Here is a 23,277-nt window from a genome sequence, read left to right as displayed (position 1 = left end):
ACGCTGTTTTCGGCCTTTGGCTGTGAGTTTCAGTGTGTTGCAGCCGCGGGTGCCGCTTGTTCGGGGCAGAGTATTATGATCAACAGTCGTCGGTAGTGCCGATCGAGGAGTCCAAATGAACCAAAGCAAATCTCTTTCCCTGGTGACGCCGCGTACTGGCCGGTGGTTGGCCATCGCAGCCGTTGTGACGTCGATGGCTGTCCTGGGCGGTTGCGCGAATCGCAGCGCATCAAGCGGCGTGTACAGCTACGATCAGGCCCAGCGTGAGCAAATCGTTCGCACGGGCACGGTCACGGGCGTGCGCCCGATCGTGATCCAGAACGACAAATCCAGCGGTGTCGGCATGTTGGCCGGCGGCGCATTGGGTGGCGTGGCAGGCAATGCCATCGGTGGCGGCACGGGCCGCACCATCGCCACGGTCGGCGGCGCGATTCTTGGCGCCCTGGCGGGTAACGCAGTCGAGAACCGCGTCGGCACGAATTCTGGCTACGAAATCACCGTGCGCCTGGATAACGGCGAAACCCGCGTAGTCGCTCAAGAGGCGGATGTGCCCGTCAGCGTGGGCCAGCGCGTCCAGGTGATCAGCGGCTCCGGTCCCACCCGCGTCACGCCGATGTAATCGGCAAGCCCTGTTTGCGAAAAACCCGCGCAAGCGGGTTTTTTTTGCCCGTGGCCGGCATGGGGTGGCCGCATTCAACGCGCCGCTGTTTTTGCCCGAAAATCCGGGCGGTGAATTGTGGGGGCAGGGGGGAAGCGGCGGCGTGGGCGCCGCGATTTTGTCGTTCTGCCGCAACGCAGCACCCGGGATTTACCCGCAAGCGTTACGTTTCCCAGCCATTTCTCGCTATTTACCCCAAAAGTTTCATGGCGATTCAACGGCCGAAATGCAATGATTGCGCCTGCGATCGGCATCGCGATTCGATTTTGATGTAACCAAGTGCGTCCTGTTGCCGGTCTGGATCGCTGGAGCCGTCAGTTGAGCTTCAGCATTTTTCTGTATCCTCGTCTACCTGAATCCCAGGGGATGGGGATGTTTTGCCGACGAGGCAACCTGCACTATCTATGCATACCGAGCAAGAACTCCACACCAAGATCGGCGAGATCGTCGAGTCGATCGTCATGAAGAAAGTCACCCCCGACACGCAATTGATCGCCACTGGCCTGGTTGATTCCCTGGCCGCAGTGGACATCACGCTGGCCGTCGAGTCGGAGTACGGTTGCAGCATCCCGGCTCCCGAGATCGCCGAGCACCTTCAGTCGGTCCGCACGCTTGCCGGCTATGTCGCTGCCCATACTTCGTAATACGCAGTTGTGGTCCCACGTCGCGGCCGCCGCGACCGCCGTAGCACTGGCGTTCGGGGCGTACTGCGGCGCGGATGACTTGCTCAGCCGCATCGTGACGCCGGTGTCGGCTCCGTCCGTGGCCGCGGCCGACAAAAGCAACTACCTGCCCAACCTGGGGCCGGACTGGGGCACGCAGCACGTCAACCTGAATCGCCTGGGCAACGCCCTGAGCGACGGCACGCTGGTCGTGTTGGGGTCGTCCGAATTGTCCAGCCATGACCTGCGCTTCGTGCCTTACCGCTTTTTTCCGGAAGAGCTGAAGGTGCCGACGCTGGCCTACGGCCACGCCATGTTCCAGTCTTACGGCATCGTCAGCGTACTGGAATCCGTGGCGGATTCACTGACGCCGAATACACGGCTGGTCATCATGGTGTCGCCCGCCTGGTTCGCCTCGGGCGGCCAATTGCCGCGCAGCGCGTTCGCCGAACACGTGACGGGCCCGGTCTGGGACCGTCTGTGGGACCAGCCGAACACGCGCGAGCAGATGCAGAACTGGATCAGCGACAACGCCAACTGGGGTCTGCTGTGGCTGATCGCCAATGGCCAGGTCGCCGAGCTCAAGGATAAGCTGTCGCTGTGGTGGCACGCCCGTAAAGAGCCTGCACCGGATCGTCCGCGCAGCAAGCTGTCGGTGCCGGCGCACCGTTTCGTTTCCTGGCCGTCGTCCGCCCGTCTGAACGCGGGGCAGTGGGGCCGGCTGACGCATCAGGCGCGCGAAGTCGAGCGTGGCCTGGGCGGCAATAATCCCTACGACGTCCGCGACGATTACTACAAGCAGTACCTGGCGCCGCTGTATTCGCCGGCGCGCAACGAGTTCGCCGACGTGGACCCGATCACCCGCACCGAGCTGGGCGATCTGTCGCGCGTCATGGCCTTGCTCCAACGACGCAAGGTGAAGGCGTATTTCGTCATTCAGCCGTTCAATCCCAAGCTCATCCTGGATGTCGAGCGATTCGACCCGGTGGTGGCTGCCATTACGGGCATGTGCCAGCGGTATCAGATGGGTTGCCTGGATCTCTACAGCATCCCGTTCGAACCCGGCATGGTGCGCGACGACATGCATCTGGCCGAACTCGGCTGGGCGATGGCGGACCAAGGCATTGCGGAGTACTTTTCCCGATGAAGTTCTTTCGAAAAGAGGGCGCCGGGCGCCGTTTCTTCTGGCACCTGTGCCTGTACATCGGGGTGATCCTGGTGTTCGTGTTGCAGGCGCAGCCCACCACGGGCAGCGGCGGACCGATCAAGGTCGAATTCCAGTATCAGCAGTTCTGACCACGCCATGGAACTGTTCGCAAGCTTGAGCTTTTTCGGCGGGGCCCTGTTCGGGGGCCTTGGCCTGTTGGCGTACCGGTCCTTCGGCATGCCGTTCCGCATCGGCTACCGCCACATCATCGGCGTGGTCTGCCTGGGCGTGTGGATGGCGGTGTTCTGGGCGCGTCCCTATCAACCCATCGCGCTGCTGGCCATTTCGGGCAGCGCGCTATGGGCCGTGCGCCGCAACTACATCCCCACCTGGCTTGCCGTCGTCATCACAATGACGCCGCTGCTGCTGGTGAAGACCGGCGTGTCGCACCTGGGCGCCATGCTGGGACTGTCGTTCGCGACCTTCCGCGCCATCGACGTGCTGCTGTTCGCGCAGCGCAACGAACGCGTGTCGCCGCTGGACTACTTCATCTATCTGTTCTTCCCGCTGACGCTGCTGGCCGGCCCGATGTACCGCTGGCGCAATTTCCAGGCGGACCTCAAGCGCGGCTACGAAGGCGTGAACCTGAGCACCTGGCTGACGGGCCTGGAACTGATCATGCTGGGCGTCATCCAGAAGTTCGGGCTGGCCGAACTGATCTGGCGCTACGGATTGTCCACGCTGGACGCGCACGACTATTCGTTCACGGGCGTGGCGTTGAACGCGTCGCTCTACAGCGCCTACCTGTTCTTCGACTTTGCCGGCTATTCGACGATGGCCATCGGTATCGGCATGCTGTTCGGCTTCACATTGCCGATCAACTTCCGCAATCCGCTGGCGACGCTGAATCCGCAGGACTTCTGGCGCCGCTGGCACATCAGCCTGTCCGAGTGGCTGCGCGACGTGGTGTTCATGCCGATCTACAAGGCATTGAGCAAGACCAAGTTCTTCGGCCGCCACCGCATGGCGGCGCAGAACATCGGCATCTTCGCGACGCTGCTGGCCATGGGCGTCTGGAACGGCCTGTCGCTGCACTACATCGTCAGCGGCCTGATGTTCGGCGCGTATTCGGTGGGCCACAACCTGCTGATCAACGCTTCGCGCACCCGCCCCGCCTTGCAGGCCGCCCTGGCGCAGCCCGTCATGCGCTTCCTGGGCCGCGTGCTTACCTTGATCCTGGCCGCGCTGGCGCTGTACGTGTTCAGCGGCCGCAGCCCCATCTGACGCCGGGAGTTTCGGCATGCGTTTCGACCTGAAGTCCTTCCAATTCGTCGACACCGGCGTGGCGCCCGACGCGCTGGCCATCGCCGGCGCCGACCGCAGCCTGACCTGGGCGCAATTGCGCGCCGAAGCGGCCGCGTGGGCCGACGAGGCCCGCAAGAACGGCGCGGCGCCGGACGTGCCGGTGGCCATCTACGGGCATAAGGAAGCGTCGTTTTTCGTCGCGATGGTCGGCGCTTTGCTGATCGGCGCGCCGTTCGTGCCGGTGGACACTATCTACCCGGAAGAACGCCTGCGCCGCATTGTCGAGATCGTCCGCGCCGCCGCCGTCTACGACGCCGCATCCGGCACGTTCACGCGGGGCGAGGGCGCTGAGCTGGCCGAGCGCGGCCTGGCCTATGTGATGTTCACGTCCGGCAGCACGGGCGACCCGAAGGGCGTGCAGATCGGCCGCGAAAGCGTCGGCCTGCTGGGCGACTGGATGCTGGGCAGTTTCGGCTTGGGCGATGCGCCCGTGTTCATGAACCAGGCGCCGTTCAGCTTCGACTTGTCCATGTACGAAGTGTTCGCCACGCTGGCATCGGGTGGCGCCTGCGTGCTGAACGCCCGCGAGCAGATCGCGGCAGCGGGCGCCTGGATTCCCCGCCTGGCCCAGCACGGCGTGACGGTCTGGGTGTCTACGCCGTCGTTCGCGCACCAGCAACTGGCCAACCGCGATTTCTCGCCGGCCAGCCTGCCTGCGCTGCGCACGTTCCTGTTCTGCGGCGAGCCGCTGCCGTCGGCTCTAGCCAAGAAGCTGCGCCAGCGTTTCCCCGGCGCGGTCATCCTGAACACGTATGGCCCCACGGAAGCCACCGTGGCCACCACGTGGATCGAAGTCACCGATGCGGTCCTGGCGGCGCATGACCCCCTGCCGGTGGGGCATGCCAAGCCGGACAGCGTGCTGATCGTGGACGAAGGCGAGATCTGCATCGTGGGCGACCACGTCATGCGAGGCTACCTGAACCGTCCCGATCTGAACGAGGCCAAGCTCTACACCTATGCCGACGGGCGCCGCGCCTTTCGCACGGGGGATCTGGGGCAGATGGAGGCGGACGGCCTGCTGTTTTGCCGCGGCCGCATGGACGACCAGATCAAGCTGAATGGCTATCGCATTGAACTCGCCGAGATCGACGAAGCCCTGCATGGCTTGCCGGGCGTGGAGGGCGGCGCGTGCGCGGTCCTGCGCCGGCCTGACGGCACGGCGGTTCGCCTGATCGGTTTCGTGGCGGAAGCCGGCGACGCGGCCGAGCAAGCGCGCTTTCTGGCGCCCGAGGCGCTGGCGGGATGGAAAGAGCGGCTGGCCCAGCGGCTGCCGCCTTATATGGTGCCGTCCGAGCTGGTGGCCTGCGCGGCGCTGCCGATGTCGAACAATCACAAGATCGACCGCAAGAAGCTGGTCGAGATCTACGCCGGCATTCCGGCGTAGTGCCCAAGGGCGGGGCGCAGCGCCCCGCGCCTTACAACCCCATCATGCGCTGGCTGAGATTGCTCAGCACCATCAGCAGCACTTGCGCCACGATCAGCAGCACCAGCGGCGAAAAGTCGATCGCGGTGCGCGGCAGCAGGCGCCGGATCGGGTCCAGCATGGGCGCCGTCAGCGATTGCAGCAGCGGCATCATGGGGGCCGTCGGGTTGACCCACGACAGCACGGCCTGGATCAGCGTCAGCCATACCACCAGGTTCAGCGCCCATTTGATGGCCATCAGCAGGGCCGAGCCCATGGCCGCAGGCAGCAGGGCGGCGGGGATCAGCGCGCCGATGGACACCAGCCAGATCAGCACGATATAGGCCAGCGCGGCCAGCCACGTGGAGACCAGGCTCGTCCAATCGATCTTGTTGCCGGCCGGGATGATCTTGCGCAGCGGCATCACCAGCCAATTCGTGGCTTGGTAGATGGCGCGCGAAAGCGGATTGAAGGGGTGAAGGCGGATCGCGTGCATCCAGGCGCGGGCAATCAAGGCGGCGCCGAACAGCGTGAACACGATTTCGAGGAGAAAGCGGAAGATATCACCGAGCATGGACGCGATCACCGAAAAAAGAAGGAATCAATTGTCTCACGGCATGATGGTTCTGGGCCGCGGCCGCGGCCACGAAAAAGCCGCCCGGCATGCCGGGCGGCTCTGGTGAAGCCAGGGCTTCAACCGTCCTGATTACGGACGGCCACCCGTCGGGAACGGCCACGACGCGGCGGGGTTCAGCGCGGTCTTCGCGCCCGGGGCAGCAGCCGTCGACGACGGAGGCGTTGCGGGCTTCTTCGGAGCGGCTTTCTTTGCAGCAGGCTTCTTGGCAGCGGCGGGCTTGGCAGCAGCAGCCGGCTTGGCGGCAGCAGGAGCCTTCTTCGCAGCAGGAGCCTTCTTGGCAGCGGGGGCCTTCTTGGCTACGGCCTTCTTGGCAACAGCCTTCTTGGCGGCAGGCGCCTTTTTGGCAGCGGCCTTTTTGGCGGGGGCCTTCTTGGCTACCGCTTTCTTGGCAACGGCCTTCTTGGCGGGGGCCTTCTTGGCTACCGCTTTCTTGGCAACGGCCTTTTTGGCGACGGCCTTCTTGGCTACCGCTTTCTTGGCGACGGCCTTCTTGGCAACCGCCTTCTTGGCGACAACCTTCTTGGCTACCGCTTTCTTGGCGACGGCCTTCTTAGCGACGGCCTTTTTGGCGACGGCCTTCTTGGCTACCGCTTTCTTGGCGACGACCTTCTTGGCTGCCGGCTTCTTGGCGGCAACCTTCTTCACTGCCGGCTTCTTGGCGGCGGCGACTTTCTTGACAGCTACCTTCTTGACAGCGGCTTTCTTGGCCGGTGCGGCCTTCTTAGCGACTGCCTTCTTGGCGGCGGCGGGCTTCTTCACCGCTGCTTTCTTTACGGCTTTCTTGGCTGTTGCCATGGTCATGCTCCTTAGGTTCAGGGGTCCCAGAACTTAAACCCGTGCCCCGACTCGCCAACAAGGCGAACCGTGCCCGGGCTATTCATCGGCGCATGCCGCTGTTCTGTGCGAGCAACAGCTACTACGGTTTGCGCTAATGAATTCGGCACAGCCATTTGATATGGCCCCCGCTCCTTTGGCGCGAGCCATTTCAAATGGCGCCGATCGGCTGCCTGATCACAGGCTTGCCGACCGCTTGTTCTACGTGTTCGAAAACACCCTGATCGAGGAGAGTGCCATCAAGCCTGTCGCGAACGCGACGCCCCGTGCTGCTGGAGCGTGCCCGCGCCGGGCCTGATGACGAACTGCTTTTACTCCCAGCTCAGCGTGCCACCGGTTTGGTATTCGATCACGCGAGTTTCAAAAAAGTTGCGTTCCTTTTTAAGATCGATCATTTCCGCCATCCAGGGGAAGGGATTTTCTTCCTGCGGGTACAGCGGTTCGATACCGATTTGCTGGCAACGACGGTTGGCGATGAAGCGCAGGTAGGATTTGAACATAGGTGCATTCAAGCCCAACACGCCGCGCGGCATCGTGTCTTCGGCGTAAGCGTATTCGAGTTCGACCGCTTTGCGGAAGAGTTCTCGAATTTCTTCGCGGAATTCCGGCGTCCACAGATGCGGATTTTCCAGTTTGACGGTGTTGATCAGGTCGATGCCGAAGTTGCAGTGCATGGATTCATCGCGAAGGATGTACATGTACTGTTCGGCGGCGCCGGTCATCTTGTTCTGGCGGCCAAGCGCCAGGATCTGCGTGAAGCCCACGTAGAAGAACAGGCCTTCCATCAGGCATGCGAAGACGATCAGGGACTTCAACAGCGTCTGGTCGGCTTCGGGCGTGCCCGTCTTGAAGTGGGGGTCCGCGATCGCGTCGATGAACGGGATCAGGAACTCGTCTTTGGCGCGGATGGACGGAACTTCGTTGTAAGCGTTGAAGATCTCGGCTTCGTCCAGGTCCAGGCTTTCGACGATGTATTGATAGGCGTGCGTGTGGATCGCTTCTTCGAATGCCTGGCGCAGCAGGAACTGGCGGCATTCAGGCGCCGTGATGTGGCGGTAGGTGCCCAGCACGATGTTGTTCGCGGCCAGCGAGTCGGCCGTGACGAAGAAACCCAGGTTGCGCTTGACGATGCGGCGCTCGTCCTCGGTGAGCCCGTTCGGGTTCTTCCAGAGGGCGATGTCGCGCGACATGTTGATCTCTTGCGGCATCCAGTGATTGGCGCAAGTGGCCAGATACTTTTCCCACGCCCACTTGTACTTGAAAGGCACAAGCTGGTTGACGTCGGTTTCGCCGTTGATGATGCGCTTGTCAGCAACCTTTACACGTTGCGAGGTGGCGGCGCCGCTCGTGGCGAGGCCGGCCGCGTGTTCAGGCGCGGCGGGCGTCGGCATGGCGGTGTCGCCGAATACACCGGTCGCCGCCCGGACTTCGGGCGCAGCCTGCCCACCGCCCGCGGGGGCGGGGGTCTTTGCAGGTTGCGTGGCGAGGGTGTCGTCTTCCCAATTAATCATGATTCAATTCTCCGGAGGCGGTTATTGGCAGGCTTCGCACTCTTCGAAGCCGGGGTCGCCCGGCCGCATGGTGCAAACCGCCCCGAGAACTTCGGGTTCCGGCAAAACAGGTGCGGTGCCCACGGCCGCAGCCGTGGATTGGCCACCGGCAGTGACGGCGTTCAGTTCGCCGCCGCGGCCCGTGGATTTTTCGGCGCTGGTGGCGCCCAAGGTGCGCAGGTAGTACGTCGTCTTCAGACCACGCAGCCATGCCAGCTTGTAGGTGTCATCCAGCTTCTTGCCCGATGCGCCCGACATGTAGATGTTCAGCGACTGGGCTTGATCGATCCACTTCTGACGGCGCGACGCGCATTCCACCAGCCAGCTCGGTTCGACTTCGAACGCGGTGGCGTAGAGTTCGCGGAGTTCGGAAGGTACGCGATCGATGCGGGACAGGCTGCCGTCGAAGTACTTGAGGTCGGCGACCATGACTTCGTCCCAGAGACCGAGTTTCTTCAGGTCACGCACGAGGTAATCGTTAACGACCGTGAACTCGCCGGAGAGATTCGATTTGACGTACAAGTTCTGGAAAGTAGGTTCGATGCACGCAGATACACCAATGATATTGGAAATAGTCGCGGTTGGGGCAATTGCAACGCAATTGGAGTTGCGCATGCCGTGCTGTTTGATGCGCGCGCGCAACGTATCCCAATCGAGCGAGCTCGATTCATCGACTTCAACATGGCCGCCGCGTTCATCGCGCAGCATCTTCAGCGTGTCTTGCGGCAAGATGCCACGCGACCACAACGAACCTTCATACGACTGATAGCGGCCGCGTTCTTCGGCAAGCAGGCTCGATGCGAAGTAGGCGTGATAGCACACCGCTTCCATCGAACGATCGGCGAATTCAACAGCGGCTTGCGATGCGTACGGCACGCGCATCATCTGCAGGCAATCCTGGAAGCCCATGATGCCCATGCCCACCGGACGATGGCGCGCGTTGGAATTGCGGGCCTTCTCGACGGCGTAATAGTTGATGTCGATGACGTTGTCGAGCATGCGCATCGCGATGCTGACGGTGCGCTTGATCTTGTCGTGGTCCAGTTCGAAACCGCCGCCGGCTGCCGGCTTCATGTGCGCGACCAGGTTCACGGAACCCAGGTTGCACACCGCGATTTCGGATTCGTTCGTGTTCAGCGTGATCTCGGTGCACAGGTTCGAGCTGTGGACGACGCCCACGTGCTGCTGCGGCGAACGGATGTTGCACGGATCCTTGAACGTGATCCACGGGTGGCCGGTTTCGAACAGCATCGACAGCATCTTGCGCCACAGCGTCAGCGCCGGCATCTTCTTGTAGAGCTTGAGCTCGCCGCTGGCGACGCGCTTTTCGTAGCCGATGTAGGCTTCTTCGAATTCGCGGCCAACCTTGTCGTGCAGGTCAGGGCAGTCGGACGGCGAGAACAGCGTCCATTCGCCGGCTTCCATGACGCGCTTCATGAACAGGTCGGGAATCCAGTTCGCCGTGTTCATGTCGTGCGTGCGGCGGCGTTCGTCGCCGGTGTTCTTGCGCAGTTCCAGGAATTCTTCGATGTCCAGGTGCCACGATTCCAGGTACGTGCAGACCGCACCCTTGCGCTTGCCGCCCTGGTTCACCGCGACTGCGGTGTCGTTGACGACCTTCAGGAACGGGACGACGCCCTGGCTTTCGCCGTTGGTGCCCTTGATGTGGCTGCGCAGCGCGCGGACAGGGGTCCAGTCGTTGCCCAGGCCGCCGGCGTATTTGGCCAGCAGCGCGTTTTCCTTGATGGCGTCGTAGATGCCTTCCAGATCGTCGGAGACGGTGGTCAGGTAGCACGACGACAGTTGCGAGTGCAGCGTGCCCGAGTTGAACAGCGTCGGCGTCGAGCTCATGAAGTCGAACGAGGACAGGATCTCGTAGAACTCGATGGCGCGCGTTTCGCGGTCGGCCTCGCGCAGCGCCAGGCCCATGGCCACGCGCATGAAGAACACCTGCGGCAGTTCGATGCGGGTGCCGCGGATGTGCAGGAAGTAGCGGTCGTACAGCGTCTGCAGGCCGAGGTAGCCGAATTGCAGGTCGCGCTTGGCGTTCAGGGCCTTGCCCAGGCGGGTCAGGTCATAGCTGGCCAGTTCGGGCGACAGCAGGCCGCCTTCGATACCGCGGGCGATGAACGTGGGGAAGTATTCGGCGTAACGCGCGCCCATGCCGTCTTGCGACACTTCTTCGCCCAGCACTTCCTTGCGGATCGTGTGCAGCAGCAGACGGGCTGTGACCTGGCTGTAGGCCGGGTCCTTTTCGACCAGCGCGCGTGCGGACAGGATGGCGGACTTGAACACTTCGTCGACGGGGATGCCGTCGTACAGGTTCTTGACCGTTTCCTTCAGGATGCTTTCGCTATCGATGAATTCGTCCAGGCCTTCGCCGGCGGCGACGATGGTCGCGCGCAGTTCAGCCAGATCCAGCGGACGGCGCACGCCGGCATCGGTCACGTTCAGCACGTGTTCCTGCGGGGCGGCGGCGGCCTTGTCCTGACCTTCGGCGGCAGCGGCGGCGGCACGCTCTTGCGTGCGCTTCTCGCGGTACAGCACGTAGGCGCGGGCGACGTCGTGCTGGCCGGAGCGCATCAAGGCCAGTTCGACCTGGTCCTGGATGTCTTCAATATGGAAGGTGCCGCCATTGGGGCGGTTGCGCACCAGGGCGTTCACGGCCTGGCTGGCCAGGTTCTCGACCAGTTCGCGCACGCGCGCGGACGCCGCACCCTGGCCGCCGTTCACGGCCAGGAAGGCCTTGGTCATGGCGATGGCGATCTTGCTGGGTTCAAACCCGACCACCGAGCCATTGCGGCGAATGATGTTGTAGCTGGCCCATTGCCCGCCATTGGCGTCGGCAGGGGAATCGGTTTGCGAGGGCGGCACGGCCGAAGGCCGGGTCACAGAGGCGATCGTAGTCTGCATGGAAGCTCCTGTGCGAAAACGCGTAGATAGCGACATGACGACGGTCATGTCCGGTACGAATGTGGATCTTTTGAGGGGGTCGGAACGCTTGGACGGGCTAGTCCAAAAGGCGTGGCCGACGAGAATCAGCGCTTAGGCGACCACAACATGTAGTGTAGCACCCCTCGTTGGACACTAATTCTAGTGATCGAGAACTACAGGGACAAGAAGAAGATATGACGAAGCTCACAAAAGATTGTTACTAAATGCACTGGGCGCGCCCAGTAAGGCGCGCCCAGGACCGGACCGCTAAGAGCGAATGTTTATGCGGTTTTCCGCAGGGGCATGTCGCGCGGGGCCGGTGCCATATAGCTCTGCATCAATCGACCCAATTCCGTCCGATACTTCTCGACGTTCGAAGCCTTCACGTGGCCGTAGCCGCGGATGGTTTCTGCAAGGCCGGCGATTGTAGCCGCTTGCGCGAGCTTGTCCCGCGTCAACCCTACAAGAAGCTGGTCTATGGTCTGGCGGTATTCGCCGATCAGCGCGCGTTCCATCTTGCGCTCGGCGGTGCGGCCGAAGGGGTCGAACCAGGTGCCGCGCAGGCCCTTCATGCGGGTCAGCAATTTCAGTGCGGTCATGGTGCGCGGGCCGAGCGTCATCTTGCGCGGCACGCCGGTGCGCGGGTCCTTGCGCGCGAAGATCGGCGGCGCCATGTGGAAGCGCAGGCTGTAGTCGCCTTCGAACTGGCCCTTCAATTGCGCCTGGAACGCGTCATCCGTGTACAGGCGCGCCACTTCGTATTCGTCCTTGTAGGCCATGAGCTTGAACAGGCCGCGGGCCACCGCCAGCGCCAGACGCGGGGTCTTGGCGTCGGGCGCCAGTTCGCGTTCGCGGGCCGCGACGGCCTCGACCACGTCCTGGTATTCGCGGGCATAGCCGGCGTCCTGATAGGCGGTCAGGTCCGCGATGCGGCGCGCGACGGCCCGTTCAAAGGTCTCGGGCACGTGAAGCTGCACCACCTGGGCACGCGGGCGCAGGGCGCTATCCAGCGCGTCGGGCTGGTGCGCGGCAAGGCGGCCGCTGTCGAACGCGGCGCGGTTGGCCGCGACCGCCACGCCGTTGAGCTCGATGGCGCGATGGATGGCGGCCTGCGACAACGGCACGCCGCCGCGCTGCCACGCATAGCCCAGCATGAACATGTTGGACAGGATGCTGTCGCCGAACAGGGCCAGCGCGGCTTCGTGCGCGTCGATGGCAGCGGTGTTGGACTCGCCCGCGGCGTGGCGGATCTTGGCCAGCAGCGCTTCGGGGCGCATGGCGGCATCGGGATTGCGGGTGAAGTCCGAGACCGGCGCCACATAGGTGTTGACGGTGACTTGCGTGTGTCCGCGGCGCAGCGCGCCCAGCGAATCCGGCGCCACCGAGGCCACCGGGTCGCACAGGATGGCGGCATCGGCCTGCTGCCAGTCCAGGCGCACCGGGCCCGCCGGCGCGCCAGCAGGCGCCAGGCGGATGTGGCTGACGACCGTGCCGCCCTTCTGCGCCAGGCCGGTCAGGTCCAGCACGGCGGCCGACAGGCCTTCCAGGTGCGCGGCCATCGAGACGATGGCGCCGATGGTGATGACGCCGGTGCCGCCCATGCCCGCGACCAGCAACCGGTAGGGACGGTCAAGCGTGGGCGTGGCCGGCAGCGGCAGTTGTCCGATCAGTTGTTGCAGGCGTTCCAGGTCGGTCTTGGGCGCCGCGCTCTTCCTGGGCTTGCCGCCCATGACCGACACGAAGCTGGGGCAGAAGCCCTCCGCGCAGGAGTAGTCCTTGTTGCAGCTGGACTGGTCGATGGCGCGCTTGCGGCCATACGGCGTTTCCAGCGGCACGACCGACAGGCAGTTCGACTGCACGCCGCAATCGCCGCAGCCCTCGCACACGGCGCTGTTGATCAGCATGCGGCGCGCGGGGTCGGGGAATTGGTTCTTCTTGCGGCGGCGGCGCTTTTCGGCCGCGCAGGTCTGGTCGTGGATCAGCACGGTCACGCCGGGGATCTCGCGCAGTTCGCGTTGCAGCGCATCCAACTCGCGGCGGTGGTGCACCATGATGTTCGGCCCCAGGTCCACGCCCTGGTACTTCTCGGGTTCGTCGCTGGTGACGACGATGCGGGCCACGTTTTCACCGCGCAGTTGCTGGCAGATCTGCGGCACCGAGATCGGTCCGTCCACCGGTTGTCCGCCCGTCATCGCGACGGCGTCGTTGAACAGGATCTTGTAGGTGATGTTGGCCCCGGCCGCCACGGCCTGGCGGATCGCCAGATAGCCCGAGTGGTAGTAGGTGCCTTCGCCCATGTTCTGGAAGATGTGCGGCATCTTGGTGTAGCGGGACAGGCCGATCCAGTCGACGCCTTCGCCGCCCATCTGCGTCAGGCCGCCGGTGTCGCGGTCCATCCATGCCGCCATGTAGTGGCAGCCCACGCCCGACAGCGCCTGGCTGCCTTCCGGCACTTTGGTCGACGTGCTGTGCGGACAGCCCGAACAGAAGTAGGGGCGGCGGCGCATGCCGTCGGCGTCGTTGGACAGCGCGGCCTGGCATTCGAACGCCGCCAGGTCGGCGGCGAGCGGCACGCCGGCCGTGCGGGTCAGCCAGCCCGCCAAGGGCTGCGCCAGCAGCGATGGGCGCAACTGGCCGGCCGACGGCACCAGGGTTTCGCCGTCGAAGCCCTTCTTGCCGATGACGGAGGGGCGGTCGGGACGATTGAACAGCAGGTCTTTGATCTGGCTTTCGACCACCGCGCCTTTTTCCTCGATCACCAGGATGTGCGACAGGCCGCGCGCGAACGCCAGCAGCCGTTCGCCGTCCAGCGGCCAGGTCAGGCCGGGTTTGTAGATGCGCACGGGCGCATTGGCGGTGACGGTGTCCACGCCCAGGCGTGACAGCGCTTCCATCGTGTCCAGATGCGCCTTGCCGACGGTCACGATCCCTACCGTGGCCTTCGGGGCGGGACAGGTCAGGCGGTCGATGCTGTGGCGGCGCGCGAACGCGGCCACGGCCTTCATGCGCAGGTTCATGCGCGTTTCGACAGCCAGCGACAGGAAGTCGCGCGCTGAATACTCCAGCGATTCGGGCGGCATGTCGGGATCGGCGGGCATGTCGTAGGCATGCACCGCAGCGGGCGTGAACGAATGGCCGCTTTCGATGGTTTCGGACACGGCCTTGAACGCGACCCAGGTGCCGGAATAACGCGACAACGCCCAGCCCCACAGCGCGAAGGTCTCGTATTCGTCGATGGACGTGGGATGCACGATGGGCATCTGCCAGCCGATCAGGGAGGCTTCGCTGGCGTGCGGAATCGACGACGAGACAGCGGTATGGTCGTCACCCACCACCACCAGCACGCCGCCGTGGCGCGATGCGCCCGCCGCGTTGCCGTGATGCAGGGCGTCGCCCGCGCGGTCCACGCCGGGGCCCTTGCCGTACCACATGGCGAAGACGCCATCGACATTGCGGTCGCCGCGCACGCCGGCTTGCTGTGTCCCCATGACGGCGGTGGCCGCCATGTCTTCGTTGATGCCGGGCAGGAAAGAGATCTTGGCGGCGTCCAGCGCCTGCTTCGACTTCCACATCGCCATGTCGACGCCGCCCAGCGGCGACCCGCGGTAGCCCGACACGAAACCGGCCGTGTTCAGGCCGCGCGCGCGGTCGACGCGCGCCTGCGTGAGCATGATGCGCACGAGGGCCTGCGTTCCCGTGAGGAAGATGCGGCCGGACTCCCGGGTCAGGTTGTCGGCAAGCTGGTAGTCAAGGTCCAGCTGGGGTTCGGGGGCGGGCGTGCCGTCCATAATGAATGCTCCTGGTATTTCGCACCATGATAGGTTCGCGGAGCATTCGATTTATTGCGTTTTCGGATCGTGCTATCCCTATAATACGCAATGAACATTTCGTGTTCGATAAAAACCAGGAGACAAAGCGATGGACAAGACCGATATCGGCATCCTCAAGGCCTTGCAGGAGGACGGCCGGGCTTCGGCGCAGCAGTTGTCGGAGAAGGTGGGGCTGTCGGCCGCGCCCGTGTGGCGGCGGGTGAAGGCAATGGAAGCCAGCGGCGTCATCCAGGGCTATAGCGCGCAGGTGGACCGCAGCAAGGTGGGGCTGGGCTGCATGTTCGCGCAGATCAGCCTGGAGCGGCATTCCGCCAGCACGGTCGAGAACTTCGAGCGCTCGGTGCGCGATGCCCCCGAAATCCTGGAGTGCTATGCGGTCACGGGCGATTCGGATTTCCTGTTGAAGATCCTGGTGGAAAGCCCCGAGGCCTACGACCGTTTCCTGCATCGCTTCCTGTTCAACATGCCGGGTATCCGCCAGACGCGCACGATCGTGGCGCTGCGCGAGATCAAGCACGAACAGCGCCTGCCGCTGTGAAAGCGCATCGCGCCTTCTATATATAGAGGGCGCGATATTCGTCCTAGGCAGTCTGCCCGTCGCGGTGTCGCTTGAAACCAACGCATTCGTGCGGTTTCCGGGGCTAAAGCCCGGCCTTTCAAGGCCGGACTGTTGCGCAATTGCACTCCGCGCGGATCGTCGTTGATTCTTCCCTGGCGGCTCTTTAGAGTGCGTGATGTTTGCTGCGCGAAGGGCGTGCCGGTGTGATCGGCGCGACGCGTCGACAGACGTGTTGAGGAAGACATGAGCAGTGTGTATTTGCGTTCGGCCGGCATCGCCTGCGCCGTTCTTGTCCTGGCCGGTTGCGTGGCCAGGAAGCCCGCCGTCATCACCGAGGCCCAGCCCGCCGAGCCGCCCAAACCGGTGGCTTGCGTACCCGCCCAAAGCGGCGATCCGATGATCGGCACGTGGTTGTCGAACACCAAGCCTCGCGACGTCAGCGGCGACTTGCAATCGCTGATCGTGTTGTCCGCCGATGGCACGATGGCCTACGAAACCCTGCTGAAGATCGGCCGCAAGGCGCGGCCCGCGCTACGCGAGACCGGGTGCTGGACGGTGGCCGACGGCATCTACACGATGCGGACCACGAAATCCGCCGGTGAGCTGGTGGACGCCAACGATCCCATCTACCTGAACCGCTACCGCGTTGAAAAAGTCGAGAAGGCCAAACTGACGCTGCGCGAACTGAAGCACGGCGGCCAGGTCGTCACCGCGCGCCGCATGCCCGCAGGCTACCGCCTGCCTTACTGATCGTTGCGCCGGGCGGACACTCCGCCCGGTGGCTTCGCCAAGACGGCCGGGCTGCGGTAAGGTGCGGGCTTCGACTTTCGCCGCGCCGTCCCGCCCTCCATGCCCGCCATGTCCTCCGAAGCGCGCGCCATCGCGCTGCTTGCCCTGGCCGCTTTCGTCAGCGCCAGCGCTTTCCGCATCTGTGATCCCATGCTGCCGCAACTGGCGGCGGAATTCGGCACCACCACCGGGCAGGCCGCGCGTGCCGTGACGGCGTTCGCGGTGGCCTACGGCGTGCTGCAGATGTTCTTCGGCCCGGTGGGCGACCGCTACGGCAAGTACCGCGTCGTCAGCGTGGCGACCGTGGCTTGCGCGCTGGGCAGCGCGGGCGCCGTCATGGCCGAATCCCTGGATGTGCTGGTCCTTTGCCGCGCGCTGTCGGGCGCGGCGGGGGCGGGGATCGTGCCGCTGTCCATGGCCTGGATCGGCGACAACGTGCCGTACGAGCGCCGGCAGGCGACGCTGGCGCGCTTTCTGACCGGCACCATCCTGGGCATGTCGGCCGGGCAACTGGCCGGCGGCCTGTTCGCGGACACGATTGGCTGGCGCTGGGCTTTTGCCGCCCTGGTCGTCGGATATCTGGCCGTTGGCGTGCTGCTGCATCTGGAAGTCCGGCGCCAGCAGGTGTCCGGCTTCGGCCGGGTGGAGGCGGGGGCGGTCAAGCAGGGGTTCGTGGCGCAGGCGCGGCTGGTGCTGGGCACGCCGTGGGCTCGCATCGTGCTGGCGACGGTCTTCGCGGAAGGCCTGTTGGTGTTCGGGGCGCTGGCGTTCGCGCCGTCGTATCTGCATGAACGCTTCAATATTTCGCTGACCGCGGCGGGGGCGCTCGTGGCGGTGTACGCCGTGGGCGGCCTGATCTATACCGTGGTGGCCGGCCGCATCCTCAAGCGCCTGGGCGAACGCGGCCTGGCGGTCGCTGGCGGCCTGGTGCTAAGCGTCGCCTTTCTGTCTTACCTGCTGGGCCCCGTCTGGATGTGGAGCCTGCTTGCCAGCGTATTGGCCGGCTTCGGCTACTACCTGCTGCACGCCACGCTGCAGACCAATGCGACGCAGATGGTGCCGTCCGCGCGCGGCACCGCCGTGGCCTGGTTCGCATCCTGCCTGTTCATGGGGCAGGCGGCGGGCGTGGCCCTGGCGGGCGCGGTGGTGGACCAGATCGGCGCGGCCGCGTTGTTCGGCGGGTCCGCCGTGCTCCTGCCATTGCTGGGCGCCTTCTTCGCGCGGGCCTTGAAGTCGCGGGCAGCGGTTCAACAGGCTTGAAACGACGCGGGCCTGGCGCATCCACATTGATGCGCCAGGCCCGTGGGCGGTTGGCTGCGGGGGTTAGATCGCGGCCAGGCGGGTCAGCACCGTCTGCTTGCCCAGCAGGGCCAGCACGGCGTCGACAGCGGGCGTTTGCGTCTGGCCGGTGACGGCCACGCGCAGCGGGATGGCCAGTTGCGGCATCTTCAGGCCGCGGTCGGCCAGCACGGCCTTGATCAGGGCGGACAGGGCCTCGCGCGTCCATTCAGTGTCCTGCGCGCGCTGGGCGAAATCGGCCAGCGCTTCGCGCGCGGGCGCGGTCAGGTGTTGTTCGACGAGTTCGGCCGCGGCGGGCTTGAACTCGGCGCAGAACAGCATGGCGCCGTCGGCCAGTTGCTCCAGCGTTTCAGCGCGGTCCTTCAAGAGGCCCATGACGCCCGGCAGGTCGATCTTTTCCGGATGGCCACCCCGGTTCGCCACGCGCGGGGCCACGCGTTCGGCAAGTTCCGCGTTGTCCATCTGCTTGATGTAGTGGGCGTTGACCCAGTTCAGCTTCTTCGGATCCCATTGCGACGCCGACTTGGACAAGTGCTTGGTGTCGAACCAGGACACCAGTTGCTCGCGCGAGAACAGCTCGTCGTCGCCGTGGCTCCAGCCCAGGCGCGCCAGATAGTTGATCATGGCCTCGGGCAGGTAGCCGTCGTTGTCGTATTCCATGACGTTGACGGCGCCGTGGCGCTTGGACAGCTTTTCGCCGTCCGGGCCCAGGATCATCGGCACGTGGCCGTATTCCGGCAGCGCCGCGCCCAGCGCGCGCAGGATGTTGATCTGGCGCGGGGTGTTGTTGACGTGGTCGTCGCCACGCAGCACGTGGGTGATGCCCATGTCCCAGTCATCGACCACGACGCAGAAGTTGTACGTGGGTGTGCCGTCCGGGCGCGCGATGATCAGGTCGTCCAGTTCGGTGTTGTCGAAGCTGATCGTGCCCTTGACCATGTCGTTCCAGGAGGTGGCGCCTTCCTGGGGGTTCTTGAAGCGCACGACGGGCTTGCGGCCGTCGGGGATGGCGGGCAGCGTCTTGCCGGGCTCGGGGCGCCAGGTGCCGTCGTAGCGCGGCTTGTCGCCGCGGGCGCGGGCGGCCTCGCGCATGGCTTCCACTTCTTCGGGCGAGCTATAGCAGTGGTAGGCGGTGCCGGCGGCCAGCATTTGCGCCACCACTTCGCGGTAGCGGTCCATGCGCTGCATTTGGTAGAACGGGCCTTCATCGGGCTGCATGCCCAGCCATTCCATGCTGTCCAGGATGGCCTGCACCGCTTCCGGCGTGGAGCGTTCGACGTCCGTGTCTTCGATGCGCAGCACGAACGTGCCTTGGTGATGGCGCGCGAAGGCCCAGGAGAACAGCGCGGTGCGCGCGCCGCCCAAGTGCAGGAAGCCCGTGGGCGAAGGCGCGAAACGGGTACGAATGGGGGAGGAGGCGTTGGAGGTCATAGGTGGCAATGATAGCGGCTGCGGCGCCACAAAGCGGCGTCAGGCAGGGTCCACATCAAGCGGACGACGGGATTGTCTTGTTACGATGAACGGTATTTTAGATTAGGGCCTGCCCCCTATGCTGCGACACGCTCTTGCCCCGATGTTCGAACCCAGTTCGCTGGTGATCGTTGCCGACCGGCCCCTGCCGGCGTCGGGTTCCCTGTCGCCCGCGCTCAAGGCGAAAACCACCGTGGTGGCCTGCGAAACCGGGGCTGCGCCCGAGCTGCCCGCGGCCCTGCAAGGGCTGGCGCCCGGCGAACGGCCTGATCTGGCCCTGGTTTGCGTATCGCCGGCGGTGCTGCCCGAGACGCTGCGGCGCCTGTCGCCCCTGGCGCCGCGCGCCGTGATCCTGTTGCCTCACGAATTGCCTGACCCGTATCCGCGCGGCACGCTGGCCCTTTGCCGAGCCTGGGCCGAAGAAAACCGTTGCGAGCTGCTGGGCCCGCGCTCGTTCGGCGCCCAGCGTCCCCATGCCGGCCTGAATTTCAGCCAGCACCCGGTGCTGGCGCGCGCCGGCCGCGTGGCGCTGCTGGCGCAGTCGCGCTCGATCATGGCGGCGGTCATGGATTGGGCCGAAGACGTGCACATCGGGTTTTCCACCGCCGTGTCGCTGGGCGACGAGGCGGTCGTGGGGCTGTCGAAAGTACTGGACTACCTGGCCAGCGATCCACGCACCGACAGCATCGTGCTGTATCTGGAAGACGTGGGGCCGGCCCGTGAATTCATGAGCACGCTGCGCGCGGCCGCCAGCGTCAAGCCCGTGATCGTGCTGAAAGCCGGCCGCTCCGACGCCGACAGTGCCGACGCCATCTTCGACGCCGCCTTGCGCCGCGCCGGCGCGGTGCGGGTGCGCTACTTCGTGCAGCTGTTCTCGGCCGTGAAGGTGCTGGGCTACACGCGGCGTCCCAAGGGCCGGCGCGTGGCGCTGATCTCCAACGGCAACGGCCCCCCGCAGCTGGCCATGGACCTGATCGGCCCCGACGCCGCCGTGCTGCGCGCCGAGCTGGCGCCCGCCACGCGCCGTGCGCTGGAAGCCATGCTGGAGCCGGACGCCGTCAGCGCCAACCCCGTCATTACCTATATGCCGATGACGCCGGAGCGCATCCGCGCCATCCTGGAAGCGGTGCTGGACGATACCGGCGTGGACGGCGTGCTGGTGCTGCTGGCCCCCGACGCGCTGGCCGACATGCCCGCCGTCGCGCGCGAGCTGGCGCTGATCGCGCCCAAGGCAAAAAAACCGGTCGTCAGCTGCTTCATGGGCGACGCCGGCATGCGGCCGCTGCGGCGCATGCTCGACGACGCGGGCACATCGGCCTTCCGCACCCCGGAATCCGCCGCCGACGCCTTTGGCGTGCTGGCCTCGCACCACTACAACCAGCAGTTGCTGCTGCAGACGCAGCCGCAAGAGCCCCCCAGTCACGTGCCCGACCTCGCCGCCGCGCGCGACGTCATCGCGCGGGTGCGCGCCGACTGCCGGCGCGAATTGAACACATCCGAGATCCGGACCCTGCTAGGGCTGTTCTACGTGCCGCTGCGCGACATGCCCGTGGACGTGGCCGCGGCCGAGCCCGAATCCCGGCCCATGGCGATCCGCGTGCGGCGCGATCCGCAATTCGGCCCCGTCATCCGCTTTGGCGCGGGTGGCCCCGACGCGATGCTGTCAGCGTCCGACCGCGGCATGGACCTGCCGCCGCTCAACGGCTTCCTGGCGCGCCAGCTGATCGAACGCAGCCGGCTGTGGCGCCGCGTGCTGGCACCGCGCATCGGCCATATCGCCGCCGAATCCTTGCAGCAAGCGGTGGTGCTGGTGTCTGAAATGGTGTCCGAGCTACCCGACATCGAAACGCTGGACATCGACCCCCTCTACGCCGGCGAAACGCATCTGCGCGCGGGCGGCCTGCGCCTGATGCTGACCGAAACCCCGGGCTGCGCAACGCCGCAGACCTCGGGCTATCCGCACATGGCGATCCACCCCTACCCGACACGCCTGGTGCAAGTGCGCCGGTTCAGCGACGGCATCCCCTGGGTGCTGCGCCCGATCCGCCCGGAAGATGGCGAGGCCCTGCAGGAATTCATCCGTGGCTTGTCGGAACGTTCGCGCTACATGCGCTTCGTGTCGATGATGCGAGAACTGACCCCGCGCATGGTGTCGCGCTACACCCAGGTGGACTACCACCGCGAATTGGCGCTGGTGGCGGCGACGCAAGTGCCCAACCCGGCCAATCGCGGCCATCCGCGCGAGGTCATCGTCGGGTTCGCGCACTACCTGCGCAACCCCGACGGGCGGGGGGCGGAATACGCGCTGGTCATCGGCGACGACTGGCAGCGGCGTGGCCTGGGCCGCCAACTGATGACGGCGCTGATCGATGCCGCGCGCGAGCAGGGGCTGGAATACATCGACGGCCTGGTGCTGTCGACGAACCGGCCCATGCTGGCGCTGATGACCAGCCTGGGCTTCACCAACGACGCGGACCCCGAAGACCCCACGATGCGCCGGGTCTGGCTGGGCCTGGCCTGATACGGCCGCGCGGCGGCGGCCTGACGGTGTCCGGATTCCCGGCCTGATTCCGCGCGGCGCGCGGGGATCAGGCCGCCTTCAGGCGCTCTTTCTGGCCGCCACGCGCGGCGTCAGCCGCGCCGCCGCTTCATCCACCGACAGCACGTCGCCAAAGAACAGCATCCAGCCATGCAGCGCATGCTCGTGCTCGGCGGGCGTGACCGCCGCCAGCGCGTCGTCCACCATGATCGTGCGGAAGTCCCGCATCATGGCGTCACGCGCCGTGGATTCGCAGCACACGTTGGTGACGGTGCCGGCGATCAGCAGCGTGTCCACGCCCAGCCCGCGCAGCAGGGGCTCCAGCTCGGACGAGCCGGGCGCCATGGCGCTGTAGAAACGCTTGACCACGCGCAGGTCCGACTCGTGCGCATGCAGGTCGGGGTGCAGTTGGAAGCCCGGGGAATCGCGGCGCAGCGTTTCAAGCCGGCGGGCGCTGCGCTCGGGCGTCAGCATCACGCCATGGTGATGCGACCAGAAGGCATCGGCGTTGTCGGAGGCTGTCTGCACCCAGACGACCGTGCCGCCCGCCGCGCGCACGGCGTCGCACAGGCGGTTCACCGGCGCGATGATCTCGCGCGCCGGCGCGCATTCGCCCTGGTAGCCGGGTAGCGTGAAGTACTGCTGCATGTCCACCAAGATCACCGCCGTGCGGGCGGCGGGTAGTTCGTCGTACGGATGCAGGCAGCCCTGCCGGGCCACGACGCGATCCTGTACCCATTGCGGAAATTCCATGGTCGTTCCTTATCCGTAGCGCCGCGCCACGGCGGCCTCGACGCGGTAGATGATCAGGTACATCACGCTGGAAATCAGCGCCAGCATGGCGATGGCGGTCATGACGATGTTCAGCTTGAACACCTGGCTGCCGTTCATGATGAGGAAACCCAGGCCGGAATCCGCCGACTGGAATTCGCCCACGATGACACCCACCAGCGCCAGGCCGATGTTCATCTTCACGGCGGCGATCAGCGTCGGCACGCTGCCGGGCAGCACCACCTTGGTCAGCACCTGCCAGCGGCTGGCGCCGAACGTGTGGGCCAGTTTGACCTTGTTCAGGTCGATGCCGCGAAAGCCTGCATAGACCACCATGATGGTGACGAACACCGCAATCGCGACGGCCATGCCGTACACGGCGTAGTCCGACCCCAGCCACAGGTAGAAAATCGGCACGAAGGCGATCTTGGGCATGGCGTTGGCCACCACCAGGAAGGGGTCCAGCACCTTGTACAGGAAGTCCGACCACCACAGCGCGGCGGCCACCACGATGCCGATCGCCATGCTCAGGGTGAAGCCGACCAGCGTGGCCGACAGGGTGGTCATGATGTGCTTGCCCAGCTGGCCGTTGTTCCACAGTTCGATGAAAGTGGGCCACAGCGCGCTGGGGTAGCTGGTCAGCAGCGGGTTCAGCACGTGCATGCGCGGCAGGATTTCCCACGCGCATAGAAACACCAGCAGCAGCAGCGCCTGCGTCAGGCGGATGTTGCGTTTGCGGGCGCGGTCGCGGCGCAGGTAGTCCAGGTACTTCGCGCTGGGCGCCGGCACGGCGCGCAGCGGGACGGTATTGGCGATGGGCGCATTCATGGG

The 23,277-nt window shown here is 65.3% G+C and carries 18 protein-coding genes; 10 read left to right on the top strand and 8 right to left on the bottom strand.

What is annotated here, in order from left to right:
* Window positions 1-115: 115 nt before the first annotated feature.
* The 6 genes from CQ050_RS24100 to CQ050_RS24075 all read left to right on the top strand — a co-directional run bounded on the left by CQ050_RS24100 (window position 116) and on the right by CQ050_RS24075 (window position 5,216).
* Window positions 116-619 carry a glycine zipper 2TM domain-containing protein gene (locus CQ050_RS24100; protein WP_054427255.1) on the top strand — a complete coding sequence of 168 codons (504 nt, stop codon included), beginning with the start codon at window positions 116-118 and terminating at the stop codon, window positions 617-619.
* A gap of 443 nt (window positions 620-1,062) precedes the next feature.
* A complete protein-coding gene (locus CQ050_RS24095; RefSeq protein ID WP_006226661.1) occupies window positions 1,063-1,302 on the top strand; it encodes an acyl carrier protein in 240 nt (79 codons plus the stop codon).
* Window positions 1,280-2,467: a D-alanyl-lipoteichoic acid biosynthesis protein DltD gene (locus tag CQ050_RS24090; RefSeq protein ID WP_105559334.1), complete on the top strand. Its 1,188-nt coding sequence runs from the start codon at window positions 1,280-1,282 to the stop codon at window positions 2,465-2,467. Before CQ050_RS24095 ends, CQ050_RS24090 begins: the two co-directional genes overlap by 23 nt.
* Complete coding sequence (locus CQ050_RS24085) at window positions 2,464-2,616, top strand: hypothetical protein (protein ID WP_105559333.1); 153 nt, start codon at window positions 2,464-2,466, stop codon at window positions 2,614-2,616. Before CQ050_RS24090 ends, CQ050_RS24085 begins: the two co-directional genes overlap by 4 nt.
* Window positions 2,617-2,623: 7 nt before the next feature.
* Window positions 2,624-3,751 (top strand): MBOAT family O-acyltransferase, encoded by a 1,128-nt coding sequence (locus CQ050_RS24080; protein ID WP_105559332.1) that lies wholly within the window; start codon window positions 2,624-2,626, stop codon window positions 3,749-3,751.
* Window positions 3,752-3,767: 16 nt separating this feature from the next.
* The gene (locus CQ050_RS24075) at window positions 3,768-5,216 is read left to right on the top strand and encodes a D-alanine--poly(phosphoribitol) ligase (RefSeq protein ID WP_105559331.1); all 1,449 of its coding nucleotides are present in this window, start codon (window positions 3,768-3,770) and stop codon (window positions 5,214-5,216) included.
* A gap of 31 nt (window positions 5,217-5,247) precedes the next feature.
* Here the strand turns inward: CQ050_RS24075 and CQ050_RS24070 are convergent, their stop codons facing one another.
* From CQ050_RS24070 to CQ050_RS24050, 5 genes are all read right to left on the bottom strand, one after another.
* Entirely contained in the window at window positions 5,248-5,808 is a 561-nt protein-coding gene (locus CQ050_RS24070) for a YggT family protein (RefSeq protein WP_105559330.1), read from the bottom strand.
* Between the two features lie 132 nt (window positions 5,809-5,940).
* Window positions 5,941-6,666, bottom strand: a complete 726-nt coding sequence (locus CQ050_RS24065; RefSeq protein ID WP_105559329.1) for a histone H1-like DNA-binding protein — start codon at window positions 6,664-6,666, stop codon at window positions 5,941-5,943.
* 350 nt (window positions 6,667-7,016) lie between these two features.
* A complete protein-coding gene (locus CQ050_RS24060; protein ID WP_105559328.1) occupies window positions 7,017-8,216 on the bottom strand; it encodes a ribonucleotide-diphosphate reductase subunit beta in 1,200 nt (399 codons plus the stop codon).
* A gap of 21 nt (window positions 8,217-8,237) precedes the next feature.
* Window positions 8,238-11,168: a ribonucleoside-diphosphate reductase subunit alpha gene (locus CQ050_RS24055; RefSeq protein WP_105559327.1), complete on the bottom strand. Its 2,931-nt coding sequence runs from the start codon at window positions 11,166-11,168 to the stop codon at window positions 8,238-8,240.
* A gap of 302 nt (window positions 11,169-11,470) precedes the next feature.
* Complete coding sequence (locus CQ050_RS24050) at window positions 11,471-14,977, bottom strand: indolepyruvate ferredoxin oxidoreductase family protein (RefSeq protein WP_105559326.1); 3,507 nt, start codon at window positions 14,975-14,977, stop codon at window positions 11,471-11,473.
* 130 nt (window positions 14,978-15,107) lie between these two features.
* Between CQ050_RS24050 and CQ050_RS24045 the strand changes: the two genes are divergently transcribed.
* From CQ050_RS24045 to CQ050_RS24035, 3 genes are all read left to right on the top strand, one after another.
* Window positions 15,108-15,557, top strand: coding sequence for an Lrp/AsnC family transcriptional regulator (locus CQ050_RS24045; RefSeq protein WP_105559325.1), 450 nt, complete (start codon window positions 15,108-15,110; stop codon window positions 15,555-15,557).
* Between the two features lie 264 nt (window positions 15,558-15,821).
* Window positions 15,822-16,328 carry a hypothetical protein gene (locus tag CQ050_RS24040; RefSeq protein WP_105559324.1) on the top strand — a complete coding sequence of 169 codons (507 nt, stop codon included), beginning with the start codon at window positions 15,822-15,824 and terminating at the stop codon, window positions 16,326-16,328.
* 99 nt (window positions 16,329-16,427) lie between these two features.
* The gene (locus tag CQ050_RS24035; protein WP_105559323.1) at window positions 16,428-17,627 is read left to right on the top strand and encodes an MFS transporter; all 1,200 of its coding nucleotides are present in this window, start codon (window positions 16,428-16,430) and stop codon (window positions 17,625-17,627) included.
* Window positions 17,628-17,690: 63 nt separating this feature from the next.
* Here the strand turns inward: CQ050_RS24035 and gltX are convergent, their stop codons facing one another.
* The gene (gene gltX, locus CQ050_RS24030) at window positions 17,691-19,097 is read right to left on the bottom strand and encodes a glutamate--tRNA ligase (protein WP_105559322.1); all 1,407 of its coding nucleotides are present in this window, start codon (window positions 19,095-19,097) and stop codon (window positions 17,691-17,693) included.
* Window positions 19,098-19,215: 118 nt separating this feature from the next.
* Between gltX and CQ050_RS24025 the strand changes: the two genes are divergently transcribed.
* Window positions 19,216-21,657 (top strand): GNAT family N-acetyltransferase, encoded by a 2,442-nt coding sequence (locus CQ050_RS24025; RefSeq protein ID WP_105559321.1) that lies wholly within the window; start codon window positions 19,216-19,218, stop codon window positions 21,655-21,657.
* A gap of 78 nt (window positions 21,658-21,735) precedes the next feature.
* Here CQ050_RS24025 and CQ050_RS24020 read toward each other — a convergent pair whose 3' ends face one another.
* Both CQ050_RS24020 and CQ050_RS24015 read right to left on the bottom strand, forming a co-directional pair.
* Entirely contained in the window at window positions 21,736-22,428 is a 693-nt protein-coding gene (locus CQ050_RS24020) for a cysteine hydrolase family protein (protein WP_105559320.1), read from the bottom strand.
* Between the two features lie 9 nt (window positions 22,429-22,437).
* Window positions 22,438-23,274 (bottom strand): ABC transporter permease, encoded by an 837-nt coding sequence (locus CQ050_RS24015; RefSeq protein ID WP_105559319.1) that lies wholly within the window; start codon window positions 23,272-23,274, stop codon window positions 22,438-22,440.
* Window positions 23,275-23,277 lie beyond the last annotated feature (3 nt).

This window comes from Achromobacter sp. MYb9, assembly GCF_002975275.1.
Classification (GTDB): domain Bacteria; phylum Pseudomonadota; class Gammaproteobacteria; order Burkholderiales; family Burkholderiaceae_B; genus Achromobacter.
This window is presented reverse-complemented; position numbering and strand designations above follow the sequence as displayed.